Annotated in this window: 18 protein-coding genes; 17 read left to right on the forward strand and 1 reads right to left on the reverse strand. The window is 68.3% G+C overall.

The window, feature by feature from the left end:
• Nucleotides 1-2: 2 nt before the first annotated feature.
• The 4 genes from AAYO93_RS09020 to rpe all read left to right on the forward strand — a co-directional run bounded on the left by AAYO93_RS09020 (nucleotide 3) and on the right by rpe (nucleotide 5,120).
• Entirely contained in the window at nucleotides 3-1,970 is a 1,968-nt protein-coding gene (locus AAYO93_RS09020; protein WP_345764643.1) for a primosomal protein N', read from the forward strand.
• A gap of 154 nt (nucleotides 1,971-2,124) precedes the next feature.
• A complete protein-coding gene (gene fmt / locus AAYO93_RS09025; RefSeq protein ID WP_345764644.1) occupies nucleotides 2,125-3,045 on the forward strand; it encodes a methionyl-tRNA formyltransferase in 921 nt (306 codons plus the stop codon).
• Entirely contained in the window at nucleotides 3,042-4,424 is a 1,383-nt protein-coding gene (locus AAYO93_RS09030; RefSeq protein WP_345764645.1) for an RsmB/NOP family class I SAM-dependent RNA methyltransferase, read from the forward strand. Before fmt ends, AAYO93_RS09030 begins: the two co-directional genes overlap by 4 nt.
• A gap of 36 nt (nucleotides 4,425-4,460) precedes the next feature.
• A complete protein-coding gene (rpe, locus tag AAYO93_RS09035) occupies nucleotides 4,461-5,120 on the forward strand; it encodes a ribulose-phosphate 3-epimerase (protein WP_345764646.1) in 660 nt (219 codons plus the stop codon).
• Here the strand turns inward: rpe and AAYO93_RS09040 are convergent.
• Nucleotides 5,085-6,338 (reverse strand): MFS transporter, encoded by a 1,254-nt coding sequence (locus AAYO93_RS09040; protein ID WP_345764647.1) that lies wholly within the window; start codon nucleotides 6,336-6,338, stop codon nucleotides 5,085-5,087. The two genes, rpe and AAYO93_RS09040, sit on opposite strands and share 36 nt — an antisense overlap.
• Nucleotides 6,339-6,491: 153 nt before the next feature.
• On the opposite strand from AAYO93_RS09040, the gene AAYO93_RS09045 reads away from it, so the two are divergent.
• The 13 genes from AAYO93_RS09045 to AAYO93_RS09105 all read left to right on the forward strand — a co-directional run bounded on the left by AAYO93_RS09045 (nucleotide 6,492) and on the right by AAYO93_RS09105 (nucleotide 21,485).
• Entirely contained in the window at nucleotides 6,492-6,755 is a 264-nt protein-coding gene (locus tag AAYO93_RS09045) for a phosphoribosyl-ATP diphosphatase (RefSeq protein ID WP_345764648.1), read from the forward strand.
• Between the two features lie 59 nt (nucleotides 6,756-6,814).
• On the forward strand, nucleotides 6,815-7,654 hold the full coding sequence (gene hisG / locus AAYO93_RS09050; RefSeq protein WP_345764649.1) for an ATP phosphoribosyltransferase: 840 nt from the start codon (nucleotides 6,815-6,817) through the stop codon (nucleotides 7,652-7,654).
• A 1-nt stretch (nucleotide 7,655) separates the two neighbouring features.
• Complete coding sequence (gene hisF / locus AAYO93_RS09055; protein ID WP_345764650.1) at nucleotides 7,656-8,420, forward strand: imidazole glycerol phosphate synthase subunit HisF; 765 nt, start codon at nucleotides 7,656-7,658, stop codon at nucleotides 8,418-8,420.
• Entirely contained in the window at nucleotides 8,417-8,788 is a 372-nt protein-coding gene (hisI, locus tag AAYO93_RS09060) for a phosphoribosyl-AMP cyclohydrolase (RefSeq protein ID WP_345764651.1), read from the forward strand. The genes hisF and hisI overlap by 4 nt, the downstream gene beginning before the upstream one ends.
• A gap of 24 nt (nucleotides 8,789-8,812) precedes the next feature.
• Nucleotides 8,813-10,360, forward strand: a complete 1,548-nt coding sequence (locus tag AAYO93_RS09065; RefSeq protein ID WP_345764652.1) for an anthranilate synthase component I — start codon at nucleotides 8,813-8,815, stop codon at nucleotides 10,358-10,360.
• Nucleotides 10,361-10,364: 4 nt separating this feature from the next.
• A complete protein-coding gene (locus AAYO93_RS09070; protein WP_345764653.1) occupies nucleotides 10,365-11,096 on the forward strand; it encodes a Trp biosynthesis-associated membrane protein in 732 nt (243 codons plus the stop codon).
• 100 nt (nucleotides 11,097-11,196) lie between these two features.
• Complete coding sequence (locus AAYO93_RS09075) at nucleotides 11,197-11,427, forward strand: DUF6704 family protein (RefSeq protein WP_345764654.1); 231 nt, start codon at nucleotides 11,197-11,199, stop codon at nucleotides 11,425-11,427.
• 3 nt (nucleotides 11,428-11,430) lie between these two features.
• On the forward strand, nucleotides 11,431-12,201 hold the full coding sequence (trpC, locus tag AAYO93_RS09080; RefSeq protein ID WP_345764655.1) for an indole-3-glycerol phosphate synthase TrpC: 771 nt from the start codon (nucleotides 11,431-11,433) through the stop codon (nucleotides 12,199-12,201).
• A complete protein-coding gene (trpB, locus tag AAYO93_RS09085; protein ID WP_345764656.1) occupies nucleotides 12,201-13,412 on the forward strand; it encodes a tryptophan synthase subunit beta in 1,212 nt (403 codons plus the stop codon). The genes trpC and trpB overlap by 1 nt, the downstream gene beginning before the upstream one ends.
• Complete coding sequence (gene trpA, locus AAYO93_RS09090; RefSeq protein ID WP_345764657.1) at nucleotides 13,409-14,212, forward strand: tryptophan synthase subunit alpha; 804 nt, start codon at nucleotides 13,409-13,411, stop codon at nucleotides 14,210-14,212. The genes trpB and trpA overlap by 4 nt, the downstream gene beginning before the upstream one ends.
• Before the next feature lie 95 nt (nucleotides 14,213-14,307).
• Nucleotides 14,308-15,291 (forward strand): prolipoprotein diacylglyceryl transferase, encoded by a 984-nt coding sequence (lgt, locus tag AAYO93_RS09095; protein ID WP_345764852.1) that lies wholly within the window; start codon nucleotides 14,308-14,310, stop codon nucleotides 15,289-15,291.
• Nucleotides 15,292-15,439: 148 nt separating this feature from the next.
• Nucleotides 15,440-20,035: a glutamate synthase large subunit gene (gene gltB, locus AAYO93_RS09100; protein ID WP_434056683.1), complete on the forward strand. Its 4,596-nt coding sequence runs from the start codon at nucleotides 15,440-15,442 to the stop codon at nucleotides 20,033-20,035.
• Nucleotides 20,028-21,485 carry a glutamate synthase subunit beta gene (locus AAYO93_RS09105; RefSeq protein ID WP_345764659.1) on the forward strand — a complete coding sequence of 486 codons (1,458 nt, stop codon included), beginning with the start codon at nucleotides 20,028-20,030 and terminating at the stop codon, nucleotides 21,483-21,485. Before gltB ends, AAYO93_RS09105 begins: the two co-directional genes overlap by 8 nt.
• The last annotated feature ends 46 nt before the right edge of the window (nucleotides 21,486-21,531 follow it).

The raw sequence follows: 21,531 nt of genomic DNA on the forward strand, positions 1-21,531 counted from the left end.
GCGTGGTGGCGGCAGGCAGGGTCGCCCGCGTGCTGATCGACTCGGCCCTGCCCCAACTCGATCACCTCTTCGACTACCGGGTTCCTGAAGAGTTGCTGGCGGATGCGCAGCCCGGCGTACGCGTCAAGGTTCCGCTGCGCACGGCGGGCCGGATCGCCGACGGTTACGTGATCGGGTTCACCGATGAGGAGTTCGAGGGGGCCCTCAGCGACATCGAGTCCGTCGTCTCGCCGGTCCCCGTGCTTTCGGCGGACGTCTGGGCTCTTGCCCGCAAGGTCGCCGACCGGAGCGCCGGCACGGCGAACGATGTCGTGCGTCTCGCCGTTCCCGGCCGCCAGGTGCGGGTGGAGAAGGCCTGGCTCGCAGCGCGAAGCAACGGGGGGCCAGATGAAGTGCCCATCGCAGCGCCACCCGTGCGCGGCTACCCGTCAGGCCGGATCGAGAGCGCGCTGGCCGGCGATGAGCGGATCGCGCTCCAGGCACGCCCCCAGCTCGCAGAGCTTCCCGACGGCGCCTGGGTGGGCGAGTGGGCGGTCACCCTTGCGACGGCGGCGACCGTCTGCTGGGCAGCGGGACGGTCCGCTATCATCGTCGTTCCCGACTACCGCGACCAGGATCAGGTCGCTGCGGCCCTCGCGGCGATCGCACCGGCCGAGGCGGTGGTGCGGGCGGATGCCCGCCAATCCAACGCCGAACGATATCGCGCCTTCCTCGATGCGCTCTCGTCTCCCCGCATCGTGCTCGGCAACCGGTCCGCCGTCTACGCTCCCGCATCCGATCTCGGACTCATCGCCGTGTGGGACGACGGCGATCCTCTGCACGCCGAACCGCTGAGTCCCTACGTCCACGCACGCGACGCCGCGCTGGTCCGTCAGGAATTACAGGGATGCGCCCTCATCTTCGCCGCCCACAGCCGCAGCGTGGAGGTGCAGCGCCTCGTCGAAGTGGGCTGGCTCCGCGACGTCGCGCCGGAACGCGCGGTGAGCCCGAAGGTGGTTCCGACCGCGAACCAGGCCGCGAACGACGTCGCAGCTCGCGCGGCCCGCATCCCTTCGACGGCCTGGCAGACCGCGAAGGCTGCGCTCGAATCGGGACCCGTGCTCGTTCAGGTCGCGCGTCCCGGTTACGCGCCCATGCTGGCGTGCGCGAACTGCTCCCAGGCCGCACGCTGCAATCGGTGCGAAGGTCCGCTCGGGCAGGCCCGCGCCGGGGCGACGCCGTCGTGCGGCTGGTGCGGTGCGCTGGCCACCGACTGGCGCTGCGAGAACTGCGAGCACGCGCGCTTCCGCATGGTGACGGTCGGAGCGGGCCGTACGGCTGAGGAGCTGGGCCGCGCGTTCCCCGGTGTCCGTGTCGTGGTCGCCGACGGCGAGCATCCCTTGCAGACCATCGGGTCGGCGCCCGCGCTGGTGGTCGCGACGCGCGGCGCCGAGCCCATCGCGGCGGGCGGCTACCGCGCGATCCTCCTGCTGGACGGCGAACGGATGCTCGCCCGCGAGACGCTGCGGGTGACCGAGGACTGCATGCGCTGGTGGTCCAATGCTGCCGCACTGGCCGCGCCGGGCGCCGCGACGGTGCTCGTGGGTGTCGGCGGAGCCCTCGCGCGGGATCTCGCCACCTGGCGGCAGGTCGATTTCGCCCGTCAAGAGTTGATCGACCGGCGTGCGCTGCGTTTCCCTCCCGCGGTGAGGCTGGCATCCCTCACCGGCGCTGCCGAGGTCGTCGAGGAGGCAGCCGCCGCAGTCGATTCGGACCTGCTCATCGATGTGCTCGGCCCGGCACCGCTCGGCGACGGAAATGTGCGGACGATCCTCCGCTTCGACTATGCGCACGGCCCGGCGGTCGCCTCCGCTGTGCGGGCGGCCATCGTGCGGAACGCCACCCGTCGCCGTCGGGCGCCCGCCGGCAAGGGCGGTTTCCGGCCCGCGCCGTCATTGAGAGTGCGTTTCGACGATCCCGAGCTCGGGTAGCCGGGCTCGAGACACGCGAAACCCCGTTTCGCACCCCTAGTACTCGTGGGTGGCCGGTTCGCGCATCGTCGTCGGCTGCGAGAGACTGGATTGCCGACCCGCTTTCGATGAACCGGAGAACCGTGATGACCGCATCCCGCTCAGGCGAGCTCGCATGAGGCTGGTCTTCGCCGGCACCCCGGCCGTCGCTGTCCCCGCCCTGCACGAGCTGGCTCGGGGTCCGCACCAGATCGCGGCTGTGATCACCCGGGAAGACGCCGAGTTGGGGCGCAAACGCATCCTGACCCCGTCTCCGGTCGCGAGTGCGGCGCAGGACCTGCGATTGGCGACCATCAAGGCGAACCGGCTCGACGCATCCGTCACAGAACGCGTCGCCGACCTGAGCCCGGACCTTGGCGTCATCGTCGCGTACGGGGGACTGGTGCGCGAGCCGCTCCTCTCGCTGCCACGCCACGGCTGGATCAACCTGCATTTCTCGCTCCTGCCACGATGGCGGGGCGCGGCCCCCGTGCAGCGCGCCGTGATCGCGGGGGATGCGGTCACCGGCGCGTCTGTCTTCCAGCTCGTCCCCGAGCTCGACGCCGGTGCCGTCTTCGCCGAGGCCACCCGCGCGATCGGTCCTGCCGAGACGTCCGGTGAGGTTCTGGATGCCTTGGCAGGCGTCGGTGCGCGTCTCCTCGCGACGACAGTGGATGCGATCGCGGCCGGAACAGCGCACGCCTCACCGCAGGCCGGTTCCCCGACGCTGGCTCCCAAACTCACGATCGATGACGCACGGATCGACCTGTCGGGCGACGCGGGGCACGCGTTCGACCGCATCCGCGGGGTGACACCGGAGCCGGGCGCCTTCGTGATGCTCGGCGATCAGCGGTTCAAGATCCTCGAGGCCTCCCCCGCGCCCGAGGAGGCGGGCCTCGCGCCCGGCCGACTCGCCCTCCGCGACAAGCGCATCCTGGTGGGCACAGGCACCCATGCGCTGGAGCTCATCACCGTGCAGCCGGCAGGCCGCCGCCCGATGCCCGCAGCCGACTGGTGGCGCGGAGTGACCGACGCTGCAGAGGTCGTGCTCTCATGAGCGAACGCGGCCCGCGCATCCAGCCCGCCCGACGAGTGGCCTACGACGTCATCGCCGCGGTGCGGGAGTCGGACGCGTACGCCAACCTGCTGCTTCCGACCAGGATCGCCCGCGCATCCCTCAACACGGCCGACGCGGGACTCGCGACCGAGTTGACGTACGGCACACTGCGGATGCAGGGCTACTACGACCGCGTCATCGCACGAGCCGCCGGCAGGACGATCGACCGCATCGACCCTCCCATCCTCGACGTCCTTCGTCTCGGCACCCACCAGCTGCTCTCCATGCGGGTGGCGAGCCACGCCGCCGTCGACGAGTCGGTGTCGCTTGCGCGGGTGGTCGGGTCGCGCTCCGCGACGGGCTTCACGAACGGGGTGCTGCGCGAGATCAGCCGGCACACTCCGGACGAGTGGCGTGAGCGGATCGTCTCGGATGCGTCCAGCCCCGACGACGAACTAGCCGCCGTGCACTCGCATCCGCTCTGGGTCGTGCGGGCCCTCCGCCGCGCCCTCGAGACGGAGGGACGCGAGAACGAACTCGAAGAACTCCTGGCCGCCGACAACACAGCGCCCCGCGTCAACCTGATTGCACTTCCCGGGCTCGCCGAGGTACCTGACGATGCTGCCGCAGACCGGTTCTCACCATTCGGCTTCACTCTCGGCGGGGGCGATCCGGTGGGGATCGTTGAGCAGCACGAGGGCCGCATCCGCGTGCAGGACGAAGGGTCTCAGCTCGCCGCCCTTGCGCTGTCCCGGGCCCGTGCCGTCGAGGAGGGCGAGCTCTGGCTCGACCTGTGTGCCGGTCCCGGCGGAAAGGCCGCGCTCCTCGCGGCAGAAGCACGAAGCAGCGGGGCGACCCTCATCGCGAACGAACTCGTCCCGGCCCGCGCCGACCTCGTGCGTCGCGCGCTGGGCTCTGTCCCCGAGCCGGTCGAGGTCTGGGAGCGTGACGGTACGACGATCGGCGGGTCCGAGCCGGAGCGCTTCGACCGCATCCTGCTCGATGCGCCGTGCACCGGGCTCGGCGCGCTCCGCCGCCGCCCGGAAGCCCGCTGGCGCAAGACGCCGCGTGACGTCGCCGAACTGACCAAGCTCCAGGCGCAACTCCTCGACAGCGCTTTCGCTGCGCTGAAGCCCGGAGGCGTCCTCGCCTATGTGACCTGCTCGCCGCACATCGCGGAGACACGGCTGTCGGTGGCGGATGCGGTGGATCGGTGGGGTAACGCGATTGAGCCCCTCGACACGGCGTCTGTACTCCAGGAGGTGGCGCTCGAACGCCTGGACCTCGCGGGCGACCCGACCCAGGTGCAGTTGTGGCCGCACCGGCACCAAACGGATGCCATGTTCATCGCCCTACTGGCGAAACGAGCTGCATCCTGAGCGGTGCGACGGCCGGGCTTCACTAGGCTGAAAGGCATGCCCGCCCGGATCAGCCCCAGCATCCTCGCCGCCGATTTCGTCAATATGCAACGCGACCTGGCGAAGATCGCCACCGCCGACCTGGTCCACGTGGATGTGATGGACAACCATTTCGTCCCCAACCTGACGTTCGGGCCTCAGATGGTTGAGCGCATCCAGGATGTCTCGGCCATTCCGCTCGATGTGCACCTGATGATCACGGATCCGGAACGGTGGGCTCCTGGGTACGCAGAGCTCGGTGCCTATTCGGTGACCTTCCACGCGGAAGCGGCCAGCGATCCGGTCGGGCTGGCCCGCCGCCTCCGCGCCCTTGGTGCGCGCGCCGGCCTCGCGCTGAAGCCCGGGACCGCGGCCGACGACTATCTCGACCTGCTGCCCGAGTTCGACCAGGTCCTCGTCATGACCGTCGAGCCGGGCTTCGGCGGCCAGAGCTTCATGCCCGAGACGATGCCGAAGCTTCGGCAGCTGAGGGCGGCGGTCGAGGCGCGAGGCCTGGATGTCTGGCTGCAAGTCGACGGCGGAATCACCGAGGAGACGATCGTGACGGCGGCAGAAGCAGGCGCCGACACCTTCGTCGCCGGGTCCAGCGTCTTCCGTGCCGATGACCCGGCTCGGCAGATCTCACTGCTGCGGGAGACTGCCCAGCTCCATCTGTGAGGACAACGCGGGTGTCCCCGCGGAGCGCCTTGTTCGCGGGATCGCACTGAGGACGACCATGGCGAGCACAGCGGCGATCGCGAAAACGTAGAAGCCCCACGGGTATGCGATTCCGAGCCCGACCAGCGCGCCGGTGATCAGCGGACCGACGATGGCCCCCGCCCGTCCGATTCCTGCCGAGAACCCCAACGCCGTACCGCGGACCGATGACGGGTACGCACCGTTCACGAAGGCATAGACGAGCACCTGGGCCGAGAAGACGAAGACTCCCGTGATGAAGACCGCGATGTACAGCACGGCGACGTGGTTCATCCGGATGCTCAGCACGGCAAGGAATACGGCCGCCAGCAGGAACCAGGTCGCCGCGACGCGCCTGATGCCGAGGCGATCGCCGACGACTCCGGCGAGCAGGAGCCCAGCCACCGCCCCGAGATTGAGGACCATGAGAAAGGCCAGAGAGTTGCCCAGATCGTATCCCGCCGATCTCATCAGCTCGGGAAGCCAGGTGTTCAGCCCGTAGACGAGGAGCAGCCCCATGAACGACGCGCTCCAGATCGCGACGTTGAGCGGCAGGTACTTTCTGCGCAGCAGCTCGCGGGCCGCACTCGCCGGGGCGCGGCGCTGTGCGCCGGGCCGGTCCTCGCTGAAGCTCGACGACTCGGGAAGGGCGAGCCAGAGCAGGGGCAGCACGACGAGACCGGCGATTCCGCCGATGAGGAACATCACCCGCCAGTCCGGGATGATGACGAGCGCAAGCAGTGCGGTGACGACGGCGCCGACGTGGTAGCCGGTCATCGTGAGGGTGACGGCCCGGCCGCTTCGGCGCGGGGGTGCGAATTCGCCGACGAACGCGATCGCGGTGGGCAGGCAGGCACCCAGCCCGAGCCCTGCGACGAAACGAAGGATCCCGAAGACGAGGGTGTTCGGTGCGGCAGCGACCGCCAGCGTGCAGACCGAGAACACCAGCACGCACACGATGATCGGTCGCCGTCTGCCGTAGGCGTCGGTCATCGGCCCGATCAGGAAGGCCCCGAGGCCGACGCCGACCAGCCCGACCGTCGCGATGATCGTGGCCGCAGCGGGATCGAAGCCGAGCTCGCCCGTGGCGAGAAGGGTCGGGATGACAGTGCCGAGGACGACCAGGTCGAATCCGTCGAGGGCGACGACCGCCCAGCAGAGGATGGTCGGCACTAGTCGATTGGTGCGGATCGTTTCCATGGAGCCTCCTTGCTCAGTGCCCACCCCAACAATGCTTTTATAATCCGGGCACACACGCTTGATAACAAACACTTTGTTTATATCACGGAGGATATGAACAGCGCATATCCGCACCCGACGATCGCGCGCAGCGGGAACCGATAGCCTGTACTGGTGAAAACCTTCGACGACCTCTTCGCCGAGCTCAGCGACAAGGCCACCGCCCGGCCGGCAGGTTCCGGAACCGTGCGCGAGCTCGATGCGGGGGTGCACGCCATCGGAAAGAAGATCGTCGAGGAAGCCGCCGAGGTCTGGATGGCCGCCGAATACGAGACGGACGACCGCACAGCCGAGGAGATCTCGCAGCTGCTGTACCACCTCCAGGTACTCATGCTGGCGAAGGGACTGACCACGGCCGACGTGTATCGACATCTGTGACCGCGTGACGCACAGCGTCAGCCCACTCCTGTCGACCACTCCAGCTGAAGGCTTTGTCAATGCTCAAGATCGCCGTCCCCAACAAAGGCTCCCTCTCCGAGACCGCAGCCCAGATGCTGCACGAGGCAGGCTACGTCGGCCGCCGCGACCCGAAGGAGCTGATCGTCGCCGATCCGCGCAACGACGTCGAATTCTTCTATCTGCGCCCGCGTGACATCGCGACCTATGTCGGGTCAGGCGCGCTCGATGTCGGGATCACCGGTCGCGACCTGCTCCTCGACTCCGGTTCCGCCGCCGCCGAGATCGCGGCCCTCGATTTCGCCGCGTCCACGTTCCGGTTCGCCGGCCCGACCGGGGTCTTCACCGACCTTGAGGACCTCATCGAGAAGCGGGTCGCGACGAGCTACCCGGGACTCGTCGGCGACTTCCTGGCCGCCAACGGCGTCACCGCCGACCTGATCCGCCTCGATGGCGCCGTCGAGTCCGCGGTGCGACTCGGGGTAGCGGATGCTGTGGCCGACGTCGTGGAGACGGGTTCCACCCTTCGCAAACAGGGCCTCGAGATCTTCGGGCCGGTCATCCTCGAATCCGAAGCGGTGCTGATCTCCTCGCCCTCGAACGCGACCGGCATCGACACCCTGCTCCGTCGTCTTCAGGGCGTGATGGTCGCGCGCCAGTTCGTGCTGATCGACTACGACCTGCCCGCGCGACTCCTGGAGCAGGCTGTCGCCCTGACCCCCGGGATCGAGTCGCCGACCGTCTCCCCGTTGCGCGACCCCGAGTGGGTGGCGGTGCGGGCGATGGTCAAGCGCGACGGCACGAACCACATCATGGACGACCTGTACGAGCTCGGCGCCCGGGCGATCCTGGTGACGCCCATCCACGCTGCGCGGATCTGACATGTCGCTCTCGGTCAGGGTCATCCCGTGCCTCGACGTGGCCGACGGCCGCGTCGTCAAGGGCGTCAACTTCCAGAACCTCCGTGACGCCGGCGACCCCGTCGCGCTCGCGCGCTCGTACTACGAGCAGGGCGCCGACGAACTCACCTTCCTCGATGTGACCGCCACTGTCGACAACCGGGTGACCACCTACGACGTCGTGCGCGCGACCGCCGAACAGGTGTTCATCCCGCTCACGGTCGGTGGGGGAGTGCGCAGCACCGACGACGTGGCCCGTCTGCTCGCCAGCGGAGCGGACAAGGTCGGCGTGAACAGCGCGGCCATCGCACGGCCGGAGCTCGTCGCCGAGATCGCCGACCGGTTCGGCGCCCAGGTGCTCGTGCTGTCGCTCGATGTCAAACGGTCGCCGGCCACCGCATCCGGGTTCGTCGTGACGACCCACGGAGGCCGCACCGAGACCACGCTCGACGCGCTCGACTGGGCTGCGCGGGCGATCGAACTCGGCGCCGGGGAGCTGCTGGTCAACTCGATCGACGCCGACGGCACCAAGGCCGGCTTCGACCTGGAGCTCATCGGACTCATGCGCGGGATCAGCTCCGTGCCCGTGATCGCCTCCGGGGGAGCGGGCGCGGTCACCGACTTCGCCCCGGCCATCGCCGCAGGAGCGGATGCTGTACTCGCCGCGAGCGTCTTCCACTCCGGTGAGATGACGGTCGGGGACGTGAAGCGCGAACTCGCGCAGGCAGGAATGGAGGTCCGCTCGTGACCGGATCCGTGGATCGTGCGATCATCGAGAGGGTCGCCTTCAACCGTGAGGGCCTGGTGCCGGCGATCATCCAGCAGTGGGACACCGGCGAGGTGCTCATGATGGGGTGGATGGACGAGGAGGCGTTCCGGCGCACCCTCACCGAGGGCCGTGTGACCTTCTGGTCACGGTCGCGCGGAGAATACTGGCGCAAGGGCGACACCTCCGGGAACGTGCAGTACGTCAAGGGCGCTGCCCTCGACTGCGATGGAGATACCCTGTTGGTGAAGGTGGAGCAGATCGGCGTCGCCTGCCACACCGGCACCCGCACGTGCTTCGACGCCGACCAGCTCGCGCCCGTCGTCGGCAACGCACCGACCGATTCCTGACACCTCTTCGCCCCGGGAGACCGCATGACCTCCGCAACCGGATCGCTGGCCGCGACAGGCTCGACCACGGCCACCGATTTCCAGGCACTCCTGTCCGCCCACCGCGTCGTTCCAGTCGTCCGCGAGCTCTTCGCCGACGGTGAGACCCCGGTCGGCATCTACCGCAAGCTCGCGGCCGGCAAGCCGGGCACGTTCCTGCTCGAGTCGGCGGAGCAGGGCGGTATCTGGTCGCGGTTCTCCTTCGTCGGCGCGTCGTCGTTCGGGGTGCTCACGCAGGACGGCGATGAGGTCTCCTGGCTCGACTACGGCGTCTCGCGCGAACGTGCACTCGGCACGACCGAGACGGTTGCGCCGCTCGTCGCTCTCGCACACCTTTACGAGCGATGGCAGACGCCGCGGATCGAGGGCCTCCCTCCGCTCACCGGAGGCCTCGTCGGTTTCATCGGGTGGGAGGCGATCCGCCAGATCGAGCGTCTGCCCGACCAGCCGGTCGCCGATTTCAGCGTTCCCGGCCAGGCGCTCTGCTTCGCGGCGGATGTCGTCGCGATCGATCACCGGTACGGCACCGTGAAGCTCATCGCGAACGTCCTCAATGACGGCGTCGACGACGCCGACGTGATGTGGGCACAGGCACAGACGCGGCTGGATGCGATGCAGGCCGGTCTCGCGCAGCCGGCGGAGGCCTGGCTGGCAGAAGTCGACCTCTCCACGCCCGCGCACCCGGTCTCGCGCACCGAACGGGACGACTTCCTGGCCGCTGTCGTCACCGCGAAGCGGCACATCCACGACGGCGATGTGTTCCAGGTCGTCATCTCCCAGCGCTTCGAACTCGACTGCCCGGCGCATCCGATCGACGTCTACCGCGTGCTCCGCAGCCTGAACCCCAGCCCGTACATGTACCTGCTGACGCTCGAGCGACCGGATGGGGGAGAGTACGCGATCGTCGGAAGCTCACCCGAGGCGCTCTTCAAGGTGCAGAACGGGCGCGCGTTCACGCATCCGATCGCCGGCTCCAAGCCGCGCGGCGCCACACCGGAGGAAGACCTCGAACTGGAGACGACGCTTCTCAGCGACGACAAGGAGCGCGCCGAGCACCTGATGCTCGTCGACCTCGCCCGCAACGACCTGCTCAAAGTCTGTGCCGCCGGCTCTGTCGAGGTCACCGAGTTCATGCGGATCGAGCGGTTCAGCCACATCATGCACATCGTCTCGTCGGTCGAAGGCGACCTCCTGCCCGGCGCGACGGCCATCGACGTGTTCCGTGCGACGTTCCCTGCCGGAACCCTCTCCGGGGCTCCGAAGCCGCGGGCACTCGAGATCATCGACGCGCTCGAGCCGGCGCAGCGAGGTGTCTACGGGGGCGTGATCGGGTATTTCGGCTTCGCAGGAGATGCCGACCTGGCCATCGCGATCCGCACCGCGACGATCATGGACGGGGTGGCACGCGTGCAGGCCGGCGGGGGTCTCGTCGCCGATTCCGACCCGGTGAGCGAGTTCCAGGAGTCGCAGAACAAAGCGGCGGCCCCTCTCCGCGCCGTCGCGGTCGCGAACGCAATGCGACGGGTGAAGTGACAGCATGAGCGACGAGGCGACCACAGACGAGAGCCGGGCGGGCAGCCGCCGGGCCAAATACACGACCATGCTGGCGATCGTCGTGGGAGCCGGACTCGCGCTGCTCGCATCGACTCAGCCGTGGATCACCGTGCACCTGGCGTCCGCGGCGAACCACGCCGGCGATGTGGTCGTGCAGGGGTCCGCAGCGGCTCCCGCACTGACCGCGCTCTCACTCGCCGGCCTGGCCCTGGCGGCCGCGCTCGCGATCGCCGGACCCGTCGTGCGGATCGTCCTCGCCGCCCTCGGCGTCCTGATAGCCGTCTCCGTCGCCCTGTCCGCGGGGATCGCCCTCGGAGACCCGGTACAGGCCGCCGCCGCAGCGATCACGAGCGCCTCGGGCGTCTCCGGCGGATCCTCGGTCGCCCGCCTCGCCGAAAGCGTGGACGTGTCGGCCTGGCCCTGGATCGCGATCGCAGGTGGCGTGGTCATCGCCGTCGCGAGCATCGCCGTGATGGTCACCTCGCGGCGCTGGCCCGGTCCCTCGCGCCGCTACCAGGCCGTGCGATTCGAGGATGCCGACAGCTCGGCCGCTGAGAACCCGGCTGGGACCGACAGCGATGCGGCCCCTGAGGCAACGACCGCAGAGAATCCGTCCGCTGCATCCGATCGGTCGGGACAGGGCGTCGCGCTCGACCGTGACTCGGCCATCGACAGCTGGGATGAGCTCAGCCGCGGGGAAGACCCCACGCGCTGACGCTGCGCACCGCGCCTTCGCGGTTTCGCTAGACTTGACCGGAACCATCCAGAACCATCGTGCGCCTGCGTGAGCGGTGCACCCGACACGCGGGAGTTTCATGAGCACGGAGTCAGTGGAGCCAGGACACGGGCACTCGCCGGCAGCCTGGACGGCCGTCATCATCATGCTCATCGCGTTCGCGATCGGTACCGTGGCGTTCTTCCTCGACCTTCCGTTCGTCGTCTGGGGAGCCGCCGGCCTCGCCGTCGTCGGTCTCATCGTCGGCTGGATCATGGCCCGCGCCGGCTACGGCGTCAACGGCGACAAATACACCCCGAAAGAACACTGAGGCGTGCTCTCCGACCTCGTCGCCGGAGCGCTTGCCGATGCTGAACGTCGACGGGCCGAACGGCCCCTGGAACTCGTCGAAGCCTCAGCGCACGACCGTTCTCCGGCGCTCGACGCCCTGACAGCGCTTCAGCCCGCCGATCGCGTCAAGATCATCGCGGAGGTGAAGCGTGCGAGTCCGTCGCGCGGAACACTGGCAGAGATCACGGATCCGGCCTCGCTCGCCGTCTCGTATGAGACCGGAGGCGCCAGCGCCATCAGCGTGCTGACCGAGGAGCGTCGATTCCTGGGGTCGCTCTCCGACCTCGAAGCGGTCCGTGCCAGCGTCAGCCTCCCCGTCCTCCGCAAGGACTTCATCGCCGAGCCGTACCAGGTGTTCGAGGCGCGGGCAGCGGGAGCCGACATCGTGCTCCTCATCGTCGCCGCGCTCGACCAGCCGACCCTGCAGTCGCTCTTCGACCTGTCCACTTCGCTCGGGATGACGACGCTTGTCGAGACGCATTCCGCAGACGAGGTCAGCCGAGCGCTCGACATCGGCGCCAGTCTCGTCGGCGTCAACGCCCGCAACCTGTCGACCTTCGAGCTGGATCGCAACCTCTTCGGCACCCTCGCCGACCAGATCCCGTCCGGCGTCATCCGGGTCGCAGAGTCCGCCGTCAAGACGGCCGGCGATGTGGCCCATTATCGCGCGAGCGGCGCAGACGTCGTCCTCGTCGGCGAAGCGCTCGTCACGAGCGACCCCGTCGCAACCCTCGAAGAATTCCTGGTGGTCTGATGTCCCTCCGTGAAGAAACGGGCCCGTATTTCGGCGACTTCGGCGGACGATTCGTCCCCGAGTCACTTGTCGCCGCGCTCGACGAGCTCTCAGCAGCCTGGGAGCAGGCCAAGATCGACCCGGCGTTCACGGAGGAGCTCGACTTCCTGAACCGCACATATACGGGCCGTCCGTCGATCATCACCGAGGTGCCGCAGTTCGCAGCCCACGCCGGCGGGGCCCGCATCATCCTCAAGCGCGAAGACCTGAACCACACCGGCTCGCACAAGATCAACAACGTGCTCGGGCAGGCCATCCTGACCAAGCGCATCGGCAAGACACGCGTGATCGCGGAGACCGGGGCCGGGCAGCACGGCGTCGCGACGGCGACCGCAGCCGCGCTCTTCGGCATGGAGTGCGTGATCTACATGGGCGAGGTCGACACCGAGCGCCAGGCGCTGAACGTCGCCAGGATGCGGCTCCTCGGAGCCGAGGTCATCGCCGTCAAGACCGGCTCGCGCACTCTCAAGGACGCGATCAACGAGGCGATGCGCGACTGGGTCACCAACGTCGAGAACACCAACTACATCTTCGGGACGGTCGCAGGGCCCCACCCGTTCCCCGCCATGGTGCGCGACCTCCAGAAGATCATCGGCGAAGAGGCGCGTGAACAGGTGCTCGCCCTCACCGGACGCCTTCCGGATGCCGTAGCCGCGTGCGTCGGCGGCGGCTCGAACGCCATCGGCATCTTCCACGCTTTCCTCGACGACCCAGGAGTCGCCCTATACGGCTTCGAAGCCGGGGGAGAGGGCGCCGAGACTCCGCGGCACGCAGCCACGATCACGAAGGGCCGGCCCGGCGTTCTACACGGTGCGCGAAGCATGCTGCTGCAGGACGAAGACGGGCAGACCATCGAGTCGCACTCGATCTCCGCCGGGCTCGACTACCCGGGCGTCGGCCCGGAGCACGCGTGGCTTGCGAGCATCGGACGCGCCCAGTACCGTCCTGTGACGGATGCTGCAGCAATGGATGCGCTCCGGCTGCTCAGCCGCACCGAAGGCATCATTCCCGCGATCGAGTCATCGCACGCCCTTGCAGGAGCCCTCGAGCTCGGGCGCCAGCTGGGACCAGAGTGGATCATCCTCGTGAACCTCAGCGGCCGTGGCGACAAAGACATGGAGACCGCCGGAAAGTACTTCGGCCTGATCGACGAGAACGCGGTGCAGTCGTGAACCAGGTCGCAACGAGCAGGGTCGAAGCCACGATCGCCGAGCGCAACTCCGTGGCGAAAGGCGCACTCGTCGGCTATCTCCCGGCAGGATTCCCCAGCCTTCAGGCGAGCATCGACGCGGCGGTCGCTCTTGCTGAGAACGGCGTCGACGTCATCGAGCTCGGGCTGCCGTACTCCGATCCCGTGATGGACGGGCCGGTCATCCAACAGGCCACCCAGACGGCGCTGGCGGGCGGATTCCGCCTGCGCGACGGCTTCACGGCCGTGCGCGAGATCACGGCACGGGTCGACGTGCCCGTCCTGCTGATGACGTACTGGAACCCCGTGCTCCAGTACGGCGTCGATCGCTTCGCCGACGACCTCGTCGCTGCGGGCGGCGCGGGACTCATCACGCCCGACCTCATTCCAGACGAGGGTTCGTCCTGGATCGAAGCGTCCGATCGGACCGGCCTCGACCGGGTGTTCCTCGCCGCGCCCTCGTCGACGGATGCTCGACTGAAGCAGGCCGTCGAGACGAGCCGCGGGTTCGTCTACGCCGTCTCCACCATGGGCATCACCGGCGCGCGTGCCGATGTCGACACGGCCGCACGAACCCTCGTGACCCGGCTCCGCGCGGCCGGCGCGACGAGCACCTGTGTCGGGCTCGGGATCTCGAGCGCGGCTCAGGTGTCAGAAGTCCTCGACTATGCGGATGGCGCGATCGTCGGTTCTGCACTGGTGAAGGCACTGGCCGAGGGCGGCGTCGAGCACGTCAGCGAGGTGGCCGCAGAGCTGGCCGCCGGGACCCGCAGAGCGAAATAGACTAAGTTGACCGTGGCGCGGATGCGCTGGAACGCCGTCTTCTGCGGCGGGGACAAGTAAAAGCACGAAAGGTGAGTCATCGGGTGTTTGCGGTGTTGAGCAGCTTGCATGCGAGCATTCCGAGTCCGGATCCGGCCTGGGCGTCGTTCACGATCGGCCCGTTCACGATCCGGACGTACGCGTTGTGCATCCTCGCCGGCATCGTCCTGGCGACCATCTGGACGTCGCGCCGTCTGACGAAGCGCGGCGCCGAGCCGGGCATCGTGCTCGACGTGATCCTCTGGGCTGTGCCGCTCGGCATCATCTTCGCCCGTGCCTACCACGTCTTCACGCACCCGGCCGACTACTTCTACCCGGGCGCCGACCTCTGGAAGACACTCTTCATCTGGGAGGGCGGGAACGCCATCTTCGGCGCGCTGATCGGTGGCGCCGTCGGTGCCTACGTCGGCTGCCGCATCTCGGGCCTGCGATTCTGGTCGTTCGCCGACGCCCTCGCCCCCGCGCTTCTGCTCGCGCAGGCGGCCGGCCGCCTCGGAAACTACTTCAACCACGAGCTCTTCGGCCTTCCGACGAACCTTCCATGGGGCCTCGAGATCGAGTCGAGCAATCCGGCCTTCCCCGCCGGCCTGCCCGACGGCACGCTCTTCCAGCCGTTGTTCCTCTACGAGATCATCTGGAACATCATCGGTATCGTCGTCCTGCTGTGGCTCGAGCGTCGTTTCCGGCTCCGCTGGGGCAAGCTCTTCGCCTCGTACCTCATCTGGTACGGCGTGGGCCGCTCGTACCTCGAGTCGATCCGGATCGACCCGAGCGAGTACTCCTTCCTCGGCATCCCGTTCAACGTGTGGGCCGCCTTCGGAGCCGTCGTCCTGGGCATCATCATCTTCATCGTGCAGACGCGTCGCCACCCGGGACTCGAGCCGAGCGTGTACCGACAGGGTCGCGAATGGCACAAGCCCGATGCTGAGGTAGACTCTGACGACACCGATTCGGACGACGAGGATCAGGGCGACGACGCCGATGAGACCGAGGAACCGGGCGCAGCCAAGGCCACAAGCACAATAGGCACCGCGTCGTAATCCGGTGCCCAAGGCCCAGGCAATCCCGAAAGCATCTCCCTGACCGCATGCTCGTAGCGCCCATACCGGGCGTACAGGGCAGCGGATCCCATGTTCACGGGCCGACGGCGTCCCACCTCAGCAACTCTTCACGTGAGGACGGTCGATGATGGCGCAACAGCCACCCCTCTCCCGCTCAGGCACGCAGTCCGGTTTCAGCGCGATTCCCGCGCGGCAGGGTCTCTACGACCCTGCCTTCGAGAAGGACGCCTGCGGTCTCGCCATGGTGGCGACGCTCCGCGGCACCGCCGGGCACGACATCATCGATGCCGCCCTGAACGCCCTGCGCAACCTCGAGCACCGCGGGGCCGTCGGGTCCGACGCTGGTACCGGTGACGGTGCTGGCATCATCACGCAGATCCCCGACACCTTCCTCCGCGCGGTCTCCGGCCTCGACCTCCCGCAGGTCGGCCGCTATGCCGTCGGCAACGCCTTCCTTCCCTCAGAGCCGGATGCGCGCGCGGTGGTCAAGACCGCCATCGAGGCGATCGTGGTAGAAGAGGAGCTCGCTGTGCTCGGCTGGCGGGATGTTCCCGTACGCCCCGACGAGATCGGGACGCTCGCTCGCGACGCCATGCCCGTCATCGAGCAGCTCTTCGTCGCGAGCACGCGAATCGGCGACTCGGGCTCCCCGGTCGGCGGCATCCTTCTCGACCGGCAGACGTTCCGTGCCCGCAAGCGCGTCGAGCGCGAACTCGACGTCTACTTCTCCTCGCTCTCGAGCCGCACCCTGGTCTACAAGGGCATGGTCACGACACTCCAGCTCGAGCCGTTCTACCCCGACCTCTCCGACCAGCGGTTCGCGTCAAAGCTCGCCCTCGTGCATTCGCGCTACTCGACGAACACCTTCCCGTCCTGGCCGCTCGCCCAGCCGTTCCGCATGATCGCCCACAACGGTGAGATCAACACCGTGCAGGGCAACCGCAACTGGATGCGCGCGCGCCAGTCGCAGCTCGAGAGCGCCCTTCTCGGCGACCTCGCTCCCGTCCTCCCGATCGTCACTCCCGGTGCGAGCGACTCGGCGTCGTTCGATGAAGTGGTCGAGTTGCTGACGCTGGCCGGCCGCTCGCTCCCGCACGCCGTCATGATGATGGTGCCGGAGGCCTGGGAGAACCAGACCGAGATCGACCCGGTCCGCCGCGACTTCTACGAGTACCACTCGATGCTCATGGAGCCGTGGGACGGCCCGGCCGCGATCGTCTTCACGGACGGCTCACTCGTCGGCGCGACCCTCGACCGCAACGGCCTGCGTCCGGGCCGGTACGTCATCACCGACGACGGACTGGTCGTGCTGGCCAGCGAGATCGGCGTACTCGACATCGAACCGAGCCGCGTCGTGCGCAAGGGCCGACTCCGCCCCGGAAAGATGTTCCTCGTCGACACGGTCGCGGGACGCCTCATCGAAGATGACGAGATCAAGGCGGAGCTCGCCGCGAGCGAGCCGTTCGGCGAGTGGCTCGAGCACGGCCGCATCAACCTCAAGGACCTCCCGGAGCGCGAGCACATCGTTCACACTCCGGCCTCCGTCACACGTCGCCAGCGCACCTTCGGCTACACCGAGGAAGAGGTGCGCGTCCTTCTCGCCCCGATGGCGAAGGCCGGTGCGGAGCCGCTCGGCGCAATGGGCTCGGACACGCCGGTCGCCGTCCTCTCAGAACGACCGCGCCTGCTGTTCGACTACTTCACCCAGCAGTTCGCGCAGGTGACCAACCCTCCGCTCGACTCCATCCGTGAAGAGGTCGTGACCTCCCTGAAGCTCGGTCTCGGCCCCGAGCGCAACCTGCTCACAGCCGGACCCGAGCACGCTCGCCAGGTCGTCCTCGACTTCCCGGTGATCGACAACGACGAGCTCGCCAAGATCCAGCACATCGACCCGCGCGCCGGCAGCCGCCTGACGACCACCCTCAAGGGCCTGTATCGGGCGGATGCGGGACCCGACGCGATGCAGGAACGGATCGCGGAGCTCTGCGATGAGGTCGACGTCGCGATCGAGGCCGGCGCGCAGTTCATCGTGCTGAGCGACCGTGACTCGAACCGCGACCTGGCGCCCATCCCGTCCCTCCTCATGCTCGCGGGCGTGCACCACCACCTCATCCGGACCGAGAACCGCATGAAGGTCGGCATCATCGTCGAGGCCGGAGACGTGCGCGAAGTCCACCACGTGGCGCTCCTGATCGGGTACGGCGCTTCGGCGATCAACCCGTACCTCGCGATGGAGACCTGCGAGGAACTCGTACGCAGCGGCATGATCACGGGCGTGACCCCCGAGAAGGCCGTCAAGAACGTGATCAAGGCCCTCGGCAAAGGGGTCCTGAAGATCATGTCGAAGATGGGGATCTCGACCGTCTCGTCCTATGCGGGAGCCCAGGCGTTCGAGGCCGTGGGCCTCAGCCAGGAGTTCGTCGACCAGTACTTCACCGGCACGACCAGCAAACTGGGCGGCGTGGGCATCGAGGTCGTCGCGGCCGAGAACCTCGCGCGGCACGCGAGCGCGTACCCGCTGGACGGCGCGACGATCGCACACGAGCGCCTGGCCAACGGGGGAGAGTACCAGTGGCGACGCGACGGTTCGCCGCACCTCTTCAACCCGGAGACCGTGTTCCGCCTTCAGCACTCCACACGCACCAGGCGGTACGACGTCTTCCGCGAGTACACGCAGCTCGTCGACGAGCAGGCCGAGAGCCTGATGACACTCCGCGGCATGTTCAAGCTGCAGACCGGAGTGCGGCCGCCCGTACCGCTCGACGAAGTCGAACCGATCGAATCGATCGTCAAACGTTTCTCGACCGGCGCGATGAGCTACGGCTCCATCTCGAAAGAGGCGCACGAGACGCTGGCGATCGCCATGAACAGCATCGGCGCGAAGTCGAACACGGGTGAGGGCGGCGAAGACCTCGACCGTCTGCTCGACCCGGAGCGCCGCAGCGCGATCAAGCAGGTCGCCTCCGGCCGGTTCGGCGTCACCAGCATGTATCTCACGCACTCCGACGACATCCAGATCAAACTCGCGCAGGGCGCCAAGCCCGGCGAGGGCGGACAGCTGCCGCCGACCAAGGTGTACCCGTGGATCGCGCGCACCCGTCATGCGACCGCGGGCGTCGGTCTGATCTCTCCGCCCCCGCACCACGACATCTACTCGATCGAAGACCTCAAGCAGCTGATCTTCGACCTGAAGCGCGCCAACCCGAACGCCCGCGTCCACGTCAAACTCGTGAGCGAGTCGGGCATCGGAGCTGTGGCCGCGGGAACGGCGAAGGCACTGGCCGACGTCATCCTGGTCTCCGGTCACGACGGCGGCACGGGCGCGAGCCCGGTCAACTCCCTCAAGCACGCGGGAACTCCGTGGGAGCTCGGCCTGGCCGAGACACAGCAGACGCTGATGCTCAACGGGATGCGCGACCGGGTGGTCGTGCAGGTCGACGGTCAGCTGAAGACCGGTCGTGACGTCATCGTCGGAGCCCTGCTCGGCGCCGAGGAATTCGGCTTCGCCACCGCTCCTCTTGTGGTCTCCGGCTGCGTGATGATGCGCGTCTGCCACCTGGACACCTGCCCGGTCGGCGTCGCCACCCAGAATCCCGAGCTCCGCGCCCGGTTCTCCGGCAAGCCCGAGTTCGTGGTGAACTTCTTCGAGTTCATCGCCCAGGAGGTGCGCGAGTACCTCGCCGAGCTCGGCTTCAGGAGCATCGATGAGGCCATCGGCCACCACGAGTTCCTCGACGTCAACGGGGCCATCGAGCACTGGAAGGCATCGGGGCTCGATCTCGCGCCGATCCTCGTCGGTCCGGATTTCCCGGATGACGCGCCCCGCAAGAACGCGCGCCCCCAGGACCACGAGCTCGAGAAGCACTTCGACAACGTGCTGATCGCCCGCAGTGCCGGCGTTCTCGAAAAGGGTGGCCGCATCCAGCTGGAACTGCCCATCCGCAACACCGAACGCGCCGTCGGCACCATGCTCGGCCACGAAGTCACGGTGCGTCACGGCGAGAACGGCCTGCCGAGCGGCTCGATCGACATCACGCTCACCGGTTCAGCGGGCCAGTCGCTCGGCGCTTTCCTGCCGGCCGGAATCACGCTCCGCCTCGAGGGCGACTCGAACGACTACGTCGGCAAGGGACTCTCGGGCGGCCAGATCATCCTGCGACCGGACCGCAACAGCGTCTTCCCCGCCGAACGCAATGTGATCGCCGGAAACGTCATCGGCTACGGTGCGACCCAGGGCAGCATGTTCATCCGCGGCATCGTCGGTGAGCGGTTCCTGGTGCGCAACTCCGGGGCCACGGCTGTAGTGGAAGGCGTGGGCGACCACGCGCTCGAGTACATGACGGGTGGCCTCGCGGTGATCCTCGGCGGCACCGGGCGCAACCTCGGCGCGGGAATGTCGGGCGGAACGGCGTACGTGTACGAGCTCAAGCGCGATCGGGTGAACCGGGATGCGCTCGACACCGGCGAGCTCGAGCTGCTGCCCCTGGGCAGCGCCGACGTGGAGATCGTGCGCGACCTGCTCGAGCGACACGTCGCCGAGACTGAGTCGACGCTCGCGGCCAAGCTCCTCGCGGACTTCGACGACACCGTCGCGAACTTCGTCAAAGTCCTGCCGCGCGACTATGCCGCGGTGCTCGAAATGCGACAGAACGCCGTGGATGAGGGGCTGGACCCCGACGGCGACGTCGTCTGGAACCGAATCCTGGAGGTAACCGGTGGCTGACCCGAAGGGCTTCCTCAAAGTTACGGAGCGCGAGCTCCCCAAGCGCCGCCCGGTCTCCGTGCGCCTGATGGACTGGAAAGAGGTCTATGAGGCGGGCGACCCGGCCGAGCTCCGACGCCAGGCCGGACGCTGCATGGACTGCGGCATCCCGTTCTGCCACCAGGGCTGCCCTCTGGGCAACCTGATCCCCGAGTGGAACGACCTGATGTGGCGAGGCGAAGGCCGCCAGGCCATCGAGCGCCTGCACGCGACCAACAACTTCCCGGAGTTCACGGGCCGGCTGTGCCCGGCGCCATGCGAGTCGTCGTGCGTTCTCGGGATCAACCAGCCCGCGGTCACGATCAAGCAGGTCGAGGTGTCGATCATCGACCAGGCCTGGCAGAACGGCTGGGTCCAGCCGCATCCGCCGGAGCGCCTCACCGGCAAGACCGTCGCGGTCGTCGGCTCCGGTCCTGCGGGACTCGCCGCGGCCCAGCAGCTGACCCGGGCCGGTCACACGGTGGCCGTCTACGAACGCGACGACCGCATCGGCGGCCTGCTGCGCTACGGCATCCCCGACTTCAAGATGGAGAAGAAGCATCTCGAGGCGCGCCTCAACCAGATGATGGCCGAAGGCACCCGGTTCCGCGCCGGAGTGAACATCGGCGTCGACATCACGTGGGACGAGCTGCGCACCCGGTATGACGCCGTGGTGATCGCGACGGGGGCGATGGTCCCGCGTGACCTGCCCGTCCCGGGCCGCGACCTGAGCGGCGTCCACTTCGCGATGGAATACCTCGTCCAGCAGAACAAGGTCGGCGCTGGTGACAGCGTGCCCGACCAGATCACGGCCGAAGGCAAGCATGTCGTCGTCCTCGGCGGTGGCGACACCGGCGCCGACTGCATCGGAACCTCCCACCGGCAGGGTGCCGCATCCGTCACCAACCTCGCCATCGGCAAGCAGCCGCCGAACGAGCGTCCGACGCACCAGCCGTGGCCCGTCACGCCGACGCTGTTCGAAGTCCAGACCGCGCACGAGGAGGGCGGCCGTCGCGAGTACCTCGCCTCGACTGTCGAGTTCCTGGCGAACGACTTCGGCGAGGTGCGGGCGATCCGCGTGGCCGAGACCGAATACCTCGACGGACGCCGCGTGCCCAAGGCGGGAACCGAGCGGGAGATCCCGGCAGACCTCGTGCTCCTCGCACTCGGATTCACCGGGCCCGAGCCGGAAGACCTCGGCAACCAGCTCGAGGTGCCCTTCGACTCCCGTGGCAACGTCGAACGCGACGGTGACTACCAGACCAGCCTGCCGGGCGTCTTCGTCGCAGGCGATGCCGGCCGCGGCCAGTCCCTGATCGTCTGGGCCATCGCCGAAGGACGGGCAGCGGCGTCTGCTGTCGACCGGTATCTTGAAGGGGAGACGCAGTTGCCCTTCCCGGTGAAGCCGACCGACCGCGGCATCCTCGTCTGAGAACAATACGAACCATCACGCGCGGCGCTGCCGCACGCCCCGAACC

The organism is Diaminobutyricibacter sp. McL0608, from assembly GCF_039613825.1.
GTDB lineage: Bacteria > Actinomycetota > Actinomycetes > Actinomycetales > Microbacteriaceae > Diaminobutyricibacter.